This is a genomic window from Rhodophyticola sp. (genome assembly GCF_965284195.1).
GTDB lineage: Bacteria > Pseudomonadota > Alphaproteobacteria > Rhodobacterales > Rhodobacteraceae > Rhodophyticola.
The window spans coordinates 3177827-3192849 of record NZ_CBDIRM010000001.1 but is presented as its reverse complement, the minus strand read 5'-3'; the positions used below and the strand labels follow the sequence as shown (position 1 = coordinate 3192849).

The window sequence follows — 15023 nt, the reverse complement described above, 5'->3', positions numbered from 1 at the left end:
ATAGACCCTGAGATTGGTCGAGGCTGCCGGAAACACAAGACCCGGAGGGAGATTTATCATGCGCACCCGTGCCGCAGTCGCGCTGGAAGCCGGCAAACCGCTGGAAGTGATGGAGGTGAACCTGGACGGCCCGAAGGAGGGCGAGGTTCTGGTGGAGATCAAGGCCACCGGCATCTGCCATACGGATGAATTCACGCTGAGCGGCGCAGATCCCGAAGGGCTTTTCCCCGCGATCCTTGGTCATGAAGGGGCCGGCGTGGTGCTGGAGGTCGGACCCGGTGTCACCAGTCTGAAACCGGGGGATCACGTTATCCCGCTCTACACGCCCGAATGCCGGGAATGCGAGTACTGTCTTCATCCAAAGACCAATCTTTGCCAGTCGATCCGCACCACCCAGGGAAAAGGGGTGATGCCGGATGGCACCTCGCGGTTCTCCATGCTCGACGGGACGCCGATCCTGCATTACATGGGCTGTTCGACCTTCTCCAACCACACTGTCCTGCCCGAGATCGCGCTGGCCAAGGTCAACCCGGCCGCGCCGTTCGACAAGATCTGCTATATCGGCTGCGGCGTGACCACCGGCATCGGGGCCGTCATCAATACCGCGAAGGTCGAGATCGGCAGCCGGGCCATCGTGTTCGGCCTGGGCGGCATCGGGTTGAACGTGATCCAGGGCTTGCGGATGGCGGGTGCGGATCAGATCGTGGGTGTCGATATCAACCCCGACAAGATCCCCATGGCCAAGCATTTCGGGATGACCGATTTCGTGAACCCGACGGAGGTTTCCGGCGATCTGGTGGCCCATCTGGTCGACTTGACCGGCGGCGGTGCCGATTACACCTTCGATGCAACGGGGAATGTGCAGGTGATGCGCGCGGCGCTGGAATCCGCGCATAAGGGCTGGGGCGAATCCATCATCATCGGTGTGGCACCCGCAGGGGCCGAGATTTCCACCCGGCCATTTCAGCTTGTCACCGGGCGCAGCTGGCGCGGCACGGCCTTCGGCGGCGCACGCGGGCGGACGGATGTGCCGAAAATCGTCGACTGGTACATGGAGGGCAAGATCGAGATCGATCCGATGATCACGCATATCCTCGGCCTTGACGAGATCAACAAAGGCTTCGACCTGATGCATGCCGGCGAAAGCATCAGGTCCGTCGTGGTATATTGAGACCGGTCCTTGCCGACCTGATCGCCGAGTTCGGGCAACGGTTCGCGTTTGCAGGTGTCGGTCTTCGTCAGGACAACCGCCTGCCGGAGTTCTTCACGGCCAGCGCGCCGGGGCTGGGCCCCTGGAACGAACACGCGTTTCTGCGGGTCGCGTCGATTTCCAAGATCGTGACGGCGCAGGTTCTGCTGGGACGTCTCGGGCCGCGGTTCGATGCGGATATCAGCGCGTATCTGGGCTGGCCCCTGCGTCACCCCGGGCATCCCGACCTGCCGGTCACCGTCGGGCAGGTTCTGTCTCATAGCGCAGGGCTGAGCGATGCGGGCGGCTATCTGATCCCGCCCGATATGCCGTTGGCGGAGTGGATGGACGGGCATGCGGTCTGGGGCGCGGCCCCCGGCAGCGCGTTCGCCTACTCCAACCTTGGCTACATCCTGCTGGCCGAGGCGGCGGCGGGCGCGGATTTCGGCGATGCGGCGCAGGCGTGGATGCAGTCGGCGGGGATCGAGGGTGGCTTCAACTGGTCGGGCGTCGCGGCGCGCCGGAATGCGATCCCGTGCTACCGGCGAACCGAAAGCGGTCTTGAGCCACGGATCGATGCCGTGATCGCGCCGCAAGGGGTCAGCGCGCCAACCGGGCTGGAAGTGCCCCGCGCCACGATCCGCCACGCAGGCGCCTTCGGCCCGCAGGGCGGGTTGCGCACGTCACTTGGCCAATGTCTGCGGCTTGCGGGCCTGATCCCGGGGTTCGACCAGACCCGCCTCTGGCGCCGCACCGACGGCCCGACCGAAGGATCCCCCGACGTGTTTCAGGATTACGGTGCGGGTCTCCAGTTTCTGGACCATCCGCCGGGCTATCCGCGCCCGCTTGTTGGCCATTTCGCTTCGGCCTATGGCTTTGTGGGCGGGGTTTGGCATGATGCGGCGGCGGATCTGTCCTTTGCCTACATGCTGAACGGGATGCCCGAAGAGGACGGGGAGGAGGATGATTTTCATACCGAAGAACGCGCGCTTTTCGCGGCGCTGGCTGACCTGGTCTAGCCCGTGACCCAAGCCGCCCCCCAAGGCCTGACCATCCGATCCTGGAGGCCGGATGACGCGGACAGGCTATGGTCGATCCTCAAGCCCACATTCCGCGCCGGAGACACCTATACGGTCGACCCCGAAATCTCCCGGGCAGACGCTATCTCCTACTGGACCGCACCGGAGAAAACGGTGTTCCTTGCGGAGGATCGGACGAACCTGCTTGGCACATATTTCATTCGCCCCAATCAGGGCGGCGGTGGCGCGCATGTCTGCAACTGCGGCTACATCACCGCGCCCGAGGCGCGCGGCAAGGGCGTGGCGCGGGCGATGCTGGCCCATTCCCTGGAGGAGGCACGGCGTCTTGGCTACCGCGCGATGCAGTACAACTTCGTGATCGCCACGAACACCCGGGCCATCGCGATCTGGGAACAGGCCGGATTTCAAACGGTCGGGCGCCTGCCCGATGCGTTTCATCATCCGCGGGAGGGGTATGTCGACGCGCTGGTGATGTTCCGATCGTTGGTTTAGGGTCCGCCAATGTCGCATCGCCTGATCATTCTTGCATCCGCTTTGAGCGTGCTTGCCGGTTTCGCCCATGCGCAGGGCGCGGTGTCGGACAGGGCGCTTGACCTGCTGATGACGCCCACGCCGGAGCCGATGATCACCTATGCGCTGATCGGTCGGCTCACGGCGATCATGCCCGGGGACGTTGCGGATATCGAGATCTCCGACAGCGGAGAGATCACCGATGTCTTCATCCGTCTTGAGCCCGAAGCCGCGGCCGAATATGCCAGTTGGACCGAAGTCGGGACCGGATTTGAAATGACTATCTCGATTTGCGGAATGCGCGTTCTGGAAAGCATCATCGACGCGCCGGTCTCCAGCGGCACGATCTACATTCCCGATCTCAACGCCATTCAGGCCGAAGCCCTTCGCGCGCTTTGGGCTGGCCGGCAAACCTGCTCAACCCTGCCACACGAGGTATTCCCGCTTGCCCAATGACACGCCCCTTCTTGCCGTACTGATCGACGCCGACAACACCTCCTACAAGCACGCCAAGGCGATTTTCGATGAGATCGCCGGCTTCGGAGAGGCCAGCGTGCGGCGCATCTATGGCGATTTCAGCTCGTCCCACATGAAGGGTTGGTCCGGTGTTCAGGCCGAGTTCGGCATCGTGCCCCATCACCAGCCTGCAAATACGGTCGGCAAGAACGCCAGCGACATCGCACTGGTCATCGACGCGATGGATCTGATGCATTCGGGCCGTTTCGACGGGTTCGTGCTGGTAAGCTCCGACAGCGATTTCACCCGTCTGGCCAGCCGCGTTCGCGAACAGGGCCTCGATGTCTATGGCATCGGCCAGCGGAAAACGCCGGACGCGTTCCGGAAGGCCTGCAAGCGGTTCATCTTCGTCGAGAACCTTCTGGGAGAGCCGGACCGGGCCGCGACGCAGAGCGCCGACCGCCCGAAGGACAAATCGGTAACCGATGCGCGCGATCTGATCCTGCGCGCGATGGAAAGCATCGATCAGGAGGACGACTGGTATTCCCTTGGGCAGATCGGCCAGTTCATCACCGCGGCCAACCCCGATTTCGACACGCGGACCTATGGCAAGAGAAAGCTCAGCGATCTGGTTGAAAGCCTGAAAATGCTGGAGGTCAAGCGCGGCAACGGCAACCAGATGCTGGTGCGGCGGCTGGACTGATCAACGCCGGGCGTAGCGCGCCATGAAGGTCTTGACGGCCTCGCCGGCGACCTTGTCGATCTGCTCGGGCGTCGGCACCGGAGCGACGCCCATCAGGCGTTGAAGCATCAGATCGGTTCGGCAAAGCTGCATGAAGGTATCCGCGGCCTGGGCGGCATCTTCGATATCCAGCACTTCGCGCGCCTTGGGGCTTTCCATGAAGGCCGCCATCTGCGCCATGGCCGTACAGGGGCCGGTTTCGTAGAACGCCCGGCCCAGTTCGGGAAATCTCTGCGCTTCGCCCACGCAGACACGGAAGATCGACAAACCGGCATCCGACAGAAAGAACTCCAGCATCGAGGACGCGATATGATGAAGCGCATCCGGCACCGAACGCTGCTGGATCTCGATATCCATCGAGGCCTTCTTCTGGAAGTCGCATTCCATCTGCAGGACAGCCAGGAAAAGCTGCTGCTTGTCAGGGAAGTAGCTGTAGAGAGTTGCCTTGGATACTCCGGCGTCGCGTGCGATCACATCGACGCTGGCTCCTTCGAAGCCTTCACGCATGAAGACTTCGCGCGCACCGCTGATGACCTGATCGTATTTGCGACCCTTCTTGATCTGGGGTTCTGCGTTCATGTTTGCTCCGTCCACCGGGGGGAAGTGTAGACTGTTCTGTTTAGTTCAATCAAGGGGGCCATCGCCGTGATCACCTTAAAACGGAGGGCGGAGGCGCCGAACCGGCACCCCCGCCCTTGACCGACAGGGAGATTGGTCAGTCAAAGTCCCCCGGCTTTTTCGGGCCGGGCGGGGTTTTCGACATATGGGACATTCGTCAAAAACCCTCTCTGAACGGCGGAACAGAGCCTGTCGACTGTCTGGGGGATGATGGCCCGCTCCACCGATGCCTCTAAAACTAAACAGTTCAGTCTGTAGTTTCAAGAGATCGCGTCGACCTTCGGAAGCGCCGTTGCGGCAGGCCATGCTGGACAGGTCCACGGCAATCGACTAGCCCGCTGATATGGTCGAGATTTTTCTGAAGACCCTGCCATTCTTCGCGTTGATCGGATTGGGGTTCCAGGCCGGGCGCAGCGGGTTTTTCACCGCCGAAGCGACCGCCTATCTTACCAAATTCGTCTTCTACTTCGCCCTGTCGGCGATGCTGTTCCGCTTTGCGGCGAATCTGTCCCTCGCCGAGATCTTCAACTGGTGGTTCGTTGCGGCCTATCTCTGGGGCTGTTTCACCGTCTACCTGATTGCGACGGCGGTTGCGCTGTTCCGCCGCCGTGGCATCGAAGAGGCCGCCGTCGAGGCGCAATGCGCGGTCATCGGCAACACGGGCTTTCTGGGTGTGCCGATGCTGGTGGTGCTGCTGGGCCCGGCGGCGGCGGGCCCGGTTCTGATGGTCCTCGCGCTGGACCTTGTGGTTTTCTCCAGTCTGATCGTCATCCTCATCACCGGTAGCCGCGATGGCAGGATGTCGCTCGGTGTCCTGAAAACGGTTGGCCTGGGGCTTGTGAAAAACCCCATGATCGTGTCGATCACGCTTGGTCTTCTGTGGTCGTCGACCGGTTGGGCGGTGCCCGGCCCGGTCAACGAGTTTCTGGCGATACTGGGCGCGGCGGCCACGCCCGGGGCGCTCTTTGCCATCGGCGCATCGCTGGCCGGCAAATCCGCCGAGCGGATGACCGTCGCGGGCTGGCTGACCTTCTGCAAGCTTGTCCTGCATCCGGCGGCCGTGGCCTTGGCGGCACTGGTTCTGTTCCCGGTGCCGGTCTTTGATGCCGCGGTGATGATTGCCGCGGCATCGCTGCCCGTGGCAGGCAACGTCTACATTCTGGCACAGCATTACGGGGTCGCACCGCATCGCGTCTCGGCGTCGATCCTGATATCCACCGCGATCAGCATCGTCACCGTTTCGGTCGTGATCGCCTGGGTCGCGGGGCTGGCCGGTATTGCGCCCGGATGAGCGCCGGGCTGGACGCGTTGCCCGGGCCGCGTTACGCCTAGGCCCGGGCCATAGCAGGGGGAGCATCGCCATGGATACCGTCTCGGAAAACCGGTGTTTCGGGGGAACGCAGGGCGTCTACACCCATGCGTCGAAAGCGACGGGCACCGAAATGACCTTCGGCCTGTTCCAGCCGGTGGAAGCCAAGGATGGCCCGGTGCCCGTGCTTTGGTATCTGTCCGGTCTGACCTGCACCCATGAAAACGCCATGGTGAAGGCGGGCGCGCAGGCCTGGGCGGCAGATCACGGCATAGCCCTGGTTTTCCCCGACACCTCTCCCCGCGGCACGGGCGTGGCGGATGATGACGCCTTTGATATCGGTCAGGGTGCCGGGTTTTACGTGAATGCCACGCAAGACCCCTGGGCCGAGCATTTCCAGATGTGGGATTACATCACCGACGAATTGCCCCGCGCGCTCTTCAAACGCTTCGCGCTGGATGAGGCGCGCCAAGGCATCACCGGCCATTCCATGGGCGGGCATGGGGCGTTGACCATCGCGATGAGCTTCCCGGACCGTTTTGCCTCCGTCTCGGCATTCGCGCCGATCTGCAATCCGATGGAAAGCGACTGGGGCCAAAAACAGTTTGCCGCGTATCTGGGCGAAAACACCGCGCTCTGGGAGCCGCATGACGCGACATTCCTGATGCGGGAGCAGGGGTTTCCGGGGCCGGTCCTGATTGACACCGGCACGGCGGATCAGTTCGGCGACCTTCTGAAGACCGAGGCGCTTGCCGCTGCCATCGCCACCCGCCGCCAGCCCGCGACGCTGCGCATGCAGCCGGGCTATGACCACAGTTACTTCTTCGTTTCCAGCTTCATGGAGGATCATGTCGCGTTCCATGCCGATGCCATGTACGGGGTTGCCGCATGACCATTGACGCGGTGATTTTTGACATCGGCAACGTGCTGATCGAATGGCAACCCGAACGCTTCTATGACCGCGAGATCGGAGAGGCGCGCCGCCGCGCCCTGTTCGATGCGGTGGACCTGCACGCGATGAACGAGCGCGTCGATCTTGGCCACGGGTTTCAGGATGTCATCTACGAGACCGCGGCCCGGTACCCGGACTTCGCGACGGAGATCCGCATGTGGCATGACCGCTGGATCGAGCTTGCGCAACCCGTGATCCCCCATTCGGTCAAGCTGCTCAGGGCGCTCCGCGCCAGGGGCGTGCCGGTGTTCGCCCTGACGAATTTCGGTATTGAAAGCTATGCCTATGCGCAGACGCAGTTCGATTTCCTCAACGAGTTCGATCAGGAATATGTGTCGGGCCGGATGCGGGTGACCAAGCCCGATCCGCGGATCTATGAGCTAGTGGAGGAGCAATCGGGTGTCGCACCCCAAAACCTGCTTTTCGCCGATGACCGGGCCGCCAATATCTCGGCCGCCAGGGTCCGCGGCTGGAAGGCGCATCTGTTCGAGGGGCCGGCAGGCTGGGCCGATGCGCTGGTGATGCATGATCTTCTGAGCCTGGAAGAGGCCGCCGCATGAGCCCGGAGTTCATCAGCGGTGCGGCCGAAAACGTCCTCACATGGCGCGGCCTCGGCGATGCGATCGAGGCGGGGCACCGCCTACCGAAGGCCGAGATCACCGATAGTTTCCTGTATCGCGGCGAGGACACGATGCTGTCCCGCGCGGCCTGGATCGACGGGCTGGGCCTGCTTGTGAAGACCGCCACGATTTTCCCGGGCAACCCGGCGCAGGACCGGGCCACCGTCGGGGGCAGCGTGTCGCTTTTCAACGACGGCCATGGCGGGCTGGATGCGATCCTCGATTTTCATCTCGTGACCAAGTGGAAGACAGCGGGCGACAGCGCCTTTGCGGCCAGCAAGCTCGCCAGGCCGGAGAGCCGCAGGATCCTGATCGTGGGCGCGGGAACCGTGGGACGAAGCCTCTGGGCCGCGTATCGGGCCTATTTCCCGGATGCACAGTTCGCCGTCTGGAACCGCAGCCCGGACGGGGCCGCGCGATTTGCCGAAGACTGTCCGGGAACGACACCTATGGAGGATTTGTCCGAAGCGGTCGGACAGGCCGATATCGTGACCTCCGCCACCATGGCGACCGATCCTCTGATCATGGGCGACTGGCTTCGGCCCGGTCAGCATATCGACCTGATCGGCGCCTATCGCCCGGATATGCGCGAAGCCGATGACACGGCGCTGAACCGCGCCCGCATCTTTGTCGACAGTCGCGAAACCGCCATTGCCCATATCGGCGAATTGAAGGACCCGATCGCCCGTGGCGTGATCGGACCGGACGATGTGATTGCGGACTATTACGATCTTGCCGCCGGCACATTCGCCCGCCAGAGCGATGACGAGATCACGCTGTTCAAGAATGGCGGCGGCGCGCATCTGGACCTGATGACCAGCGCCTATATCCTCAGGCAGGCCGGAAGCGGATGATCTGGCTGCTTGCGCTACTGGTGCTCGGCCTCGTGGGAGGCTGGCTTGCGGCGCGACTGACCCAGACCGATCTGGCCACGGCCCGCACGCGCATGGATGGCCAGCTGATAAAGCTTTCCGATGGCAAGACCCATTTCGCATGGCACGGGCCCGAAGACGGGCGGGTGATGGTCTGTATCCACGGCCTGTCCACGCCGTCCTATGTCTGGAATGCGCTGCTCCCGCATCTGACGGCGCAGGGCTATCGGGTCCTGACCTATGATCTGTATGGCCGTGGCCTCTCCGACCGTGTGCCCGGCCCGCAAACACGCGAGTTCTTCATGCGGCAGTTGCGCGATCTTCTCGCGTCTCAGGAGATTGACGGGCCCGTGACTCTGTGCGGCTATTCCATGGGCGGAACCATCGCCACGGCCCGCGTGGTGGAAGCGCCCGATCAGGTCAGCCAGCTGATACTGGTTGCGGCGGCAGGGCTGCGGACGGAGCTGGGATGGTTTGCCGACCTCACCGCGCGCCTTCCGCTGTTTGGTGACTGGCTGCATGGGGTTGCCGGGCCCGTCCTGATGAACTGGGAGTTGGCGCGCACATCCCGCACCGGTGACCTTGCCGCGCAGATGGCAACCCGCATGCAAGAGGATGTGCGGGTCGAGGGCACCATGGCTGCCATCCTTTCCGCGACGCGCAACGTCCTGTCCGAGGATATGGCGGAAGATCATCGGCTTGTCGCGCAATCGGGTGTTCCAGTGCTGGCCATCTGGGGCAGCGACGATGAGGTGATCCCGATCTGGTCGCTTGGGGAGCTGTCGCGCCTGAACCCCGCGGCCCGGCAGGTTCGGATCGACGGGGCCGATCACCGTCTGGTCTATACCCATGCGGCCCGGATTGCCGAGGCGGTTGAACAGAGCCTTTAGGCCGCAGCGGCTGCGGGCGCGCGGTTTCGCAGCGGTGTCTCTTTCACAGGGAGATGCACCACCGCCGACAATGCGCCCACGGCGACACCGACCCACCAGACGGCGGTGTAATCGCCATAGATGTCGTAAAGCCAGCCCCCCAGCCAGACACCCAGAAAACTGCCCAATTGGTGGCTGAAGAACACGATCCCGTAGAGCGTGCCCATGTAGCGCATCCCATAGATGTACCCGACCAGACCCGAGGTCAGCGGCACCGTCGCCAGCCACAGAGACCCCATGACGACCGAAAAGACGATGACGCTGATCGGTGTGATCGGAAGCAGGATGAATATCCCGGCGGCGAGTGTGCGGCCCACGTAGATCCCCGCCAGAAGGTATTTTTTCGGAAAGCGGTTTCCCAGATATCCGGCGCAGATCGTGCCTGCGATATTCGCCACGCCGATCAGGGAGATTGCCACGGCGCCAAGCGCGGAGGTGCTTGTGATGCCGATATCGTGGAGCATGGAGCCTGGGGCGATCGGCCCGCACAACTCCGTCACGAAGGCCGGAAAATGCGCGGTCACGAAGCCCAGTTGATAGCCGCAGGAGAAGAACCCGACGAAGATCAGCGTGAAAGACGGATCGCGGAAGGCTTTGCCAAGGATCTCGCCCATGCTCTCCTCCAGCTCCGCTTTCCCGCCCGGCTTGGGAGCGCGGAGCAAGGGCAGGGCGAGCAGGGAAGCAAGGATCATGCCGGCGAAGACCAGAAAGACACCCTGCCAGGGGATGACGCTCATCAATCCTTCCGCCAGCGGAGGCCCGACGACCTGACCCGCCGATCCCGCAGCGGTGACGATCCCGAGCGCGACGGAGCGGTTCTTGTCCGACGCCGACCGACCGACGAGGGCAAGGATCACCCCGAAGCCGGTGCCCGCAATGCCAAAGCCCACAAGGATCTCCAGAAGCTGATGTTGCCCGGGCGTGATCGCATGGGCCGAAAACACGAGGCCGGTGGCGTAAAGCAGCGCCCCGAGGACAATCGCCCTGCGATCACCGAAGCGTTCGGCAATCGCGCCGAAGAGCGGCTGTCCGATGCCCCATGCGAGATTCTGAATTGCGATGGCCAGCGAAAACTCAGCGCGCAGCCAGCCGAACTCCTCCGCGATGGGGATCTGGAAAACGCCAAAGCTCGCCCGGATCGCAAAGCAGATCATGATGATGATGCAGCCGCCGATCAGAACCGGTGTGAAAAGGGGCGCGCGACTGTCCAAGGTGACCGCTCCGGGCAAAGGTGGGGAAAGCATCGCGCCTTGCCGGATTCAGGTCAAATCAGTTGTCCTTATGGGTCGGGTCAGAATTTTTGACGAAACGCCCATCGCCTTGTTTTTGCTGGCACTCCCGCGTGGCTTCGGGCTAGGCATAGGATCATGGGGCAGCATCTTACGGCCATCTACGACACACGCGTCAGCGAAGGGCTGCTTCGCCCGGATCCCGAACAGCGGGCCGTGCTCGTGCGGTTGGAGCGGCTGCGCGAACGTCTTGAGGCCCCGCGCAAGGCCTCCCTGTTCTCCCGGTTCCGCAAACCCGCCGAAGACGGACCTTCGGGCCTTTATCTCTGGGGCGGCGTCGGGCGTGGTAAATCCATGCTGATGGATCTCTTTTTCGCCCATGTGGGTATCGCCGAAAAACGTCGGGTGCATTTTCATGCCTTCATGCAGGAGATACAGAATGCGCTGCACGAGGCCCGCAAGACCGGGGTGGACGATGCGATAAAACCGGTGGCCAGCGCGATTTCGAAGGACCTGCGCCTGCTGTGTTTCGACGAGATGCAGATCACCGACATCGCCGATGCAATGATTGTCGGCCGGCTGTTCGAGAAGCTTTTCGAAGCGGGCGTGATGGTGGTGACGACTTCGAACCGGCGCCCGTCCGATCTCTACAAGGACGGTCTCAACCGGAAACTGTTCCTGCCCTTCATTGCCCTGCTGGAAGAAAAGCTGGAAGTCGATGAACTGGCCGCGATGACGGATTACCGGCAGGACCGGCTGGCCGGGGAGCAGATCTACTTCACCCCCGCCAACGCCGCCGCCCGCCGTGCGATCGACACGCTGTGGCAGGATCTGACCCATGGAAAGCACGAAGATCTGGTTCTTGAGGTCAAGGGGCGAGAGGTGCATCTGCCGATGTACTGGGCGGGGATGGCGCGGGCGGGATTCTGGGACCTGTGCGGCAAGCCATTGGGTCCCGCGGATTATCTGGCCCTGGTGGGTGCGATCAAACTGCTGGTGCTGGAGAGTGTACCGCAACTCGACAGCTCCAAGTTCAACGAGGCGAAGCGGTTCGTCACGCTTGTCGATGCGCTCTACGAAGGCCATGTCCGGGTGATCATCTCGGCCGATGCGGAGCCGGAGAAGCTCTATCTGGAGGGATCCGGCAGTTTCGAGTTTGAACGCACGGCCAGCCGGTTGCGCGAGATGCAGGGCGCGGATTGGGGAACTTAGAAGCGTCGGTTTCCGCCTGCATCTGCCGGCGGGCTGCGCGGCGCGTTATCCGTTTTCCTGAAGAACGATCCCTGCAAGATAGAGCGACCCGCAGATCAGCACGCGGGCATGTGGGTTCTGCGCGATGATCTCCGCAAGTGCGCCGGTCACATCGGGAGCGGTCTGCGACGGGATGCCGACGGATTTTGCGGCGGCAACAGTGTCCGCCGCGGGCAGGGTTGCCGATTGCCCGGGAACGGTGACGCCATGCAGGCTTGCGGCATGATCTGCCAATGGTGCCATGAACCCGGCGACATCCTTGGTGTTCAACATCCCGCAGATGAGGTGGGTTGGCCGGTCGGGTAATGTCGCCAGAGCCGCCGCGATGGCGCGGGCGGCGTGAGGGTTGTGACCGCCATCGAGCCACAATTCCGCATCCGGAGCCATGTCGACCAGCGGCCCCTGGCGCAGGCGCTGCATCCGCGCGGGCCATTCGGCGGAGGTGACCGAAGCCTCGAACGCCTCTTCATCAAGGCCCAGATGGCGGAGCGCCGCCAGGGCCGCCCCCGCATTCCGCACCTGATGGGCCCCGATCAGGTTGGGCAGCGGCAGATCGAGAAGGCCGGTTTCGTCCTGATAGACCATGCGCCCGCGTTCTTCCCAGACATGCCAATGCTGCCCGTAGGCCAGAAGCGGCGCGCCCACTTTGGCGGCCTGCGCCTCGATCACGTCGAGCGCCTCGTCATGTTGCGGGCCGACCACGCAAGGCACGCCCCGCTTCAGGATGCCCGCCTTTTCCGCCGCGATCTTGGCGAAGGTGTCGCCCAGAAAATGCTGGTGGTCCAGATCGACCGGCGTGATCACGGTGAGGCTGGGCCGGGCGACCACATTGGTGGCATCGAGCCGCCCGCCCAGGCCGACCTCAAGCAGGGCGTAATCCGCGGGCGTCTGCCGGAACGCCAGAAGCGCCGCCGCGGTCGTGATCTCGAAATAGGTGATCGGCTCGGGACCATTGGCTTTCAGACATGTATCCAGAAGGCGCGACAGGCTTTGCTCGTCGATCAGCTTGCCGGCCACGCGGATACGTTCGTGAAACCGGGCCAGATGAGGCGAGGTATAGGCGTGGGTGACGTGGCCCGCACCTTCCAGCCCGGCGCGGATCATGGCCAGCGTGGACCCTTTGCCATTCGTTCCGGCGATATGGATCACGGGCGGCAGGTGCCGTTCCGGATGGTCGAGCGCCTCAAGAATACGCCACATCCGGTCGAGCGTCAGATCGATGATCTTGGGATGAAGCGACATCATCCTGTCCAGGAGGATGTCCGAGTGGAGCGCGCTCACGATGTTTTCGGAGCCTCTGCCGTGGGTGGTGCCACAGGCGCATCCGGTTCCGATACGATTGGCTCCGGCGCGGGCAAATCGCCGCGCACGGCGGGCGGCTGTCCCGTCAGCAGGCGGATGATGGTGATCAACTCGTCACGCATCTTTCCGCGATGTGTGACGCGGTCCAGCATGCCGTGGTCCAGCAGATACTCGGATCGCTGGAAGCCTTCGGGCAGTGTTTCGCGGATCGTCTGTTCAATTACCCGCGGTCCGGCGAAACAGATAAGCGCATTCGGCTCGGCGATATGGATGTCGCCAAGCATGGCGTAGGAAGCCGTGACGCCGCCGGTCGTCGGGTGGGTCAGGACCACGATGTAGGGCAGGCCGGCTTCGCGCAGCATCTGCACCGCGACGGTGGTGCGCGGCATCTGCATCAGGCTCAGGATGCCTTCCTGCATGCGCGCGCCGCCCGCGGCGGAGAACAGCACGAAGGGAAGTTTGCGTTTCACGGCCCGTTCGGCGGCGGCCACGATGGCATTGCCCACATACATGCCCATCGACCCGCCCATGAAGGAAAAATCCTGCGCGGCGGCGACGATCCTGCTGCGCCCGACCTCCCCTTCGGCGATCAGCATCGCCTCGGCCTCGCCGGTGCTGCGCTGGGCGGCTTTCATCCGGTCGGGATAGCGTTTCTGGTCGCGGAAATGCAGCGGGTCGGACAGGGGTTTGGGAACTTCGATCTCGGAAAAGATGCCGTTGTCGAACAGGGCCGTGAAGCGATCGCGCGGCCTGATCGCCATATGGTGGTCGCAATTCGTGCAGACATTGAGGTTTTCGGCCAATTCCCGGTGGAACAGCATCGTTCCGCATTCATCGCACTTGGTCCACAGATTCTCGGGCATCTCGCGACGGGAGAAGATCGAGTTGATCCGGGGACGGACGTAGTTGGTGATCCAGTTCATGGTCGGTCCGGTACTTGCCGTTGTTGCGTTGAGATATGCCGGGCAGGCGGGAATTGCAATTGGTGCTCAACCGGTCTGCCATGTGTGCCACGCAGGATTGCACGGGCGGCGGGCGGCACCTTGTCAGATGCGGATCGCTGGCGGGCTGCCACGGGTCAGGGCAACCCGGATCGCCGCCCAGACCAAACCGGTCACCACCATGTCGATCAGAATGAGCGGGCGCAGGACGTCGGCGGCTTCGGGTCCGAAATCGGTCGTGTAGAGCGCGAGGCCGGAGAGCGGCCCGTCAAGCGAAAGCAGAAGGATTGCAAAGACATTGTTGGCGAAATGAAACCCCCATGCGGCCCCGATGCTGCCGGTCTTCGCGGTGAGGTCGGCCGCAAGGATGCCGAACAGTCCGGTCGCGGCCACGATCAGCCATGCGTTGCCGCCCATAGTGGCGGGGTCGAAATGGGCCATGGCGAAAAGCGCCGATGGCAGGACCATCCAGATCAGGGGCGAGGCGAAGCGGGCGGCAAGCTGCTGCTGCAGATATCCGCGGAACAGGATTTCCTCGGCGCCCGTCTGGACCAGCACGCCGACCAGCGCGAGCGGCAGGAACGACAGCCAGAGAGACGGCGTGATGTTCGGCTGAATGGCGATGTCGCGCGGAACAAGGGCGGAGAGGCCGAACAGCGCCGCAGAGATGGCCAATGCAACAAGGAAATGGCGGATGGACCGCTGCCGGGGCCCGAAGAGCGTCGCGACCGGGCGCCGGTGCACCACATGCGCGGCGGCGAAGGGTCCGAGCGCCATGCCAAGGAATGTGGCCAGCAACAGCAGCGTCCCGGTGGGGCCGGTCGCCTGCCCCATGCGGACGATCCAGGTCTGCGCACCGTCCAGACCGCTGGTCAGCGCGAGCGCGGCGAGGATCAGCAGAAAGCACAGAAGATAGACAACCGTGGCCAGAACGATGCCAAGAAGCAGCCGCCACAATTGCGGATAAGCGCGCGCTGGCGCAACAAATGCGTCCATTGCCGGATACTGCATCTAGAGAATCTGCCTGCCTTTTCGTTTTCCGGAAGCATACCCCGCCCGGGGG

The 15023-nt window shown here is 63.3% G+C and carries 16 protein-coding genes; 11 read left to right on the top strand and 5 right to left on the bottom strand.

Translation table 11 applies throughout. The features are described 5' to 3' along the window. The first annotated feature begins 58 nt into the window (after window positions 1–58). From ACQ651_RS16015 to ACQ651_RS15995, 5 genes are read left to right on the top strand one after another with little or no spacing between them, the layout of a single operon-like run. A complete protein-coding gene (locus ACQ651_RS16015; protein WP_430449828.1) occupies window positions 59–1171 on the top strand; it encodes an S-(hydroxymethyl)glutathione dehydrogenase/class III alcohol dehydrogenase in 1113 nt (370 codons plus the stop codon). Continuing rightward, on the top strand, window positions 1168–2208 hold the full coding sequence (locus ACQ651_RS16010; protein WP_430449827.1) for a serine hydrolase domain-containing protein: 1041 nt from the start codon (window positions 1168–1170) through the stop codon (window positions 2206–2208). Before ACQ651_RS16015 ends, ACQ651_RS16010 begins: the two co-directional genes overlap by 4 nt. 3 nt (window positions 2209–2211) lie before the next feature. After that, window positions 2212–2721 (top strand): N-acetyltransferase family protein, encoded by a 510-nt coding sequence (locus tag ACQ651_RS16005; protein ID WP_430449826.1) that lies wholly within the window; start codon window positions 2212–2214, stop codon window positions 2719–2721. A gap of 9 nt (window positions 2722–2730) precedes the next feature. Continuing rightward, window positions 2731–3195 carry a hypothetical protein gene (locus ACQ651_RS16000; protein WP_430449825.1) on the top strand — a complete coding sequence of 155 codons (465 nt, stop codon included), beginning with the start codon at window positions 2731–2733 and terminating at the stop codon, window positions 3193–3195. Beyond that, complete coding sequence (locus tag ACQ651_RS15995) at window positions 3185–3898, top strand: NYN domain-containing protein (protein ID WP_121897533.1); 714 nt, start codon at window positions 3185–3187, stop codon at window positions 3896–3898. Before ACQ651_RS16000 ends, ACQ651_RS15995 begins: the two co-directional genes overlap by 11 nt. Here ACQ651_RS15995 and ACQ651_RS15990 read toward each other — a convergent pair whose 3' ends face one another. Then, window positions 3899–4516 carry a TetR/AcrR family transcriptional regulator gene (locus ACQ651_RS15990; protein WP_121897532.1) on the bottom strand — a complete coding sequence of 206 codons (618 nt, stop codon included), beginning with the start codon at window positions 4514–4516 and terminating at the stop codon, window positions 3899–3901. A gap of 382 nt (window positions 4517–4898) precedes the next feature. Between ACQ651_RS15990 and ACQ651_RS15985 the strand changes: the two genes are divergently transcribed. The 5 genes from ACQ651_RS15985 (at window position 4899) to ACQ651_RS15965 (ending at window position 9198) form a co-directional block, all read left to right on the top strand. Continuing rightward, window positions 4899–5846 (top strand): AEC family transporter, encoded by a 948-nt coding sequence (locus tag ACQ651_RS15985; protein ID WP_227285647.1) that lies wholly within the window; start codon window positions 4899–4901, stop codon window positions 5844–5846. Window positions 5847–5916: 70 nt separating this feature from the next. Then, the gene (gene fghA, locus ACQ651_RS15980; protein ID WP_227285648.1) at window positions 5917–6756 is read left to right on the top strand and encodes an S-formylglutathione hydrolase; all 840 of its coding nucleotides are present in this window, start codon (window positions 5917–5919) and stop codon (window positions 6754–6756) included. Beyond that, entirely contained in the window at window positions 6753–7376 is a 624-nt protein-coding gene (locus ACQ651_RS15975) for an HAD family hydrolase (protein ID WP_430449824.1), read from the top strand. The genes fghA and ACQ651_RS15975 overlap by 4 nt, the downstream gene beginning before the upstream one ends. Beyond that, a complete protein-coding gene (locus ACQ651_RS15970; protein ID WP_430449823.1) occupies window positions 7373–8290 on the top strand; it encodes an ornithine cyclodeaminase family protein in 918 nt (305 codons plus the stop codon). Before ACQ651_RS15975 ends, ACQ651_RS15970 begins: the two co-directional genes overlap by 4 nt. Next, window positions 8287–9198: an alpha/beta fold hydrolase gene (locus ACQ651_RS15965; RefSeq protein WP_430449822.1), complete on the top strand. Its 912-nt coding sequence runs from the start codon at window positions 8287–8289 to the stop codon at window positions 9196–9198. The genes ACQ651_RS15970 and ACQ651_RS15965 overlap by 4 nt, the downstream gene beginning before the upstream one ends. Here the strand turns inward: ACQ651_RS15965 and ACQ651_RS15960 are convergent. Next, a complete protein-coding gene (locus ACQ651_RS15960) occupies window positions 9195–10448 on the bottom strand; it encodes an MFS transporter (RefSeq protein WP_430449821.1) in 1254 nt (417 codons plus the stop codon). The genes ACQ651_RS15965 and ACQ651_RS15960 overlap by 4 nt on opposite strands. 156 nt (window positions 10449–10604) lie before the next feature. Here ACQ651_RS15960 and zapE point away from each other — a divergent pair, with 156 nt between their 5' ends. After that, complete coding sequence (gene zapE, locus ACQ651_RS15955; RefSeq protein WP_430449820.1) at window positions 10605–11678, top strand: cell division protein ZapE; 1074 nt, start codon at window positions 10605–10607, stop codon at window positions 11676–11678. A 45-nt stretch (window positions 11679–11723) separates the two neighbouring features. On the opposite strand, the gene ACQ651_RS15950 is transcribed toward zapE, so the two are convergent. The 3 genes from ACQ651_RS15950 to ACQ651_RS15940 all read right to left on the bottom strand — a co-directional run bounded on the left by ACQ651_RS15950 (window position 11724) and on the right by ACQ651_RS15940 (window position 14956). Then, window positions 11724–12959, bottom strand: a complete 1236-nt coding sequence (locus ACQ651_RS15950; RefSeq protein ID WP_227285654.1) for a bifunctional folylpolyglutamate synthase/dihydrofolate synthase — start codon at window positions 12957–12959, stop codon at window positions 11724–11726. Between the two features lie 35 nt (window positions 12960–12994). Further along, window positions 12995–13942 (bottom strand): acetyl-CoA carboxylase, carboxyltransferase subunit beta, encoded by a 948-nt coding sequence (gene accD / locus ACQ651_RS15945; RefSeq protein ID WP_227285655.1) that lies wholly within the window; start codon window positions 13940–13942, stop codon window positions 12995–12997. 123 nt (window positions 13943–14065) lie between these two features. Beyond that, entirely contained in the window at window positions 14066–14956 is an 891-nt protein-coding gene (locus ACQ651_RS15940; RefSeq protein ID WP_375551186.1) for a CPBP family intramembrane glutamic endopeptidase, read from the bottom strand. Window positions 14957–15023 lie beyond the last annotated feature (67 nt).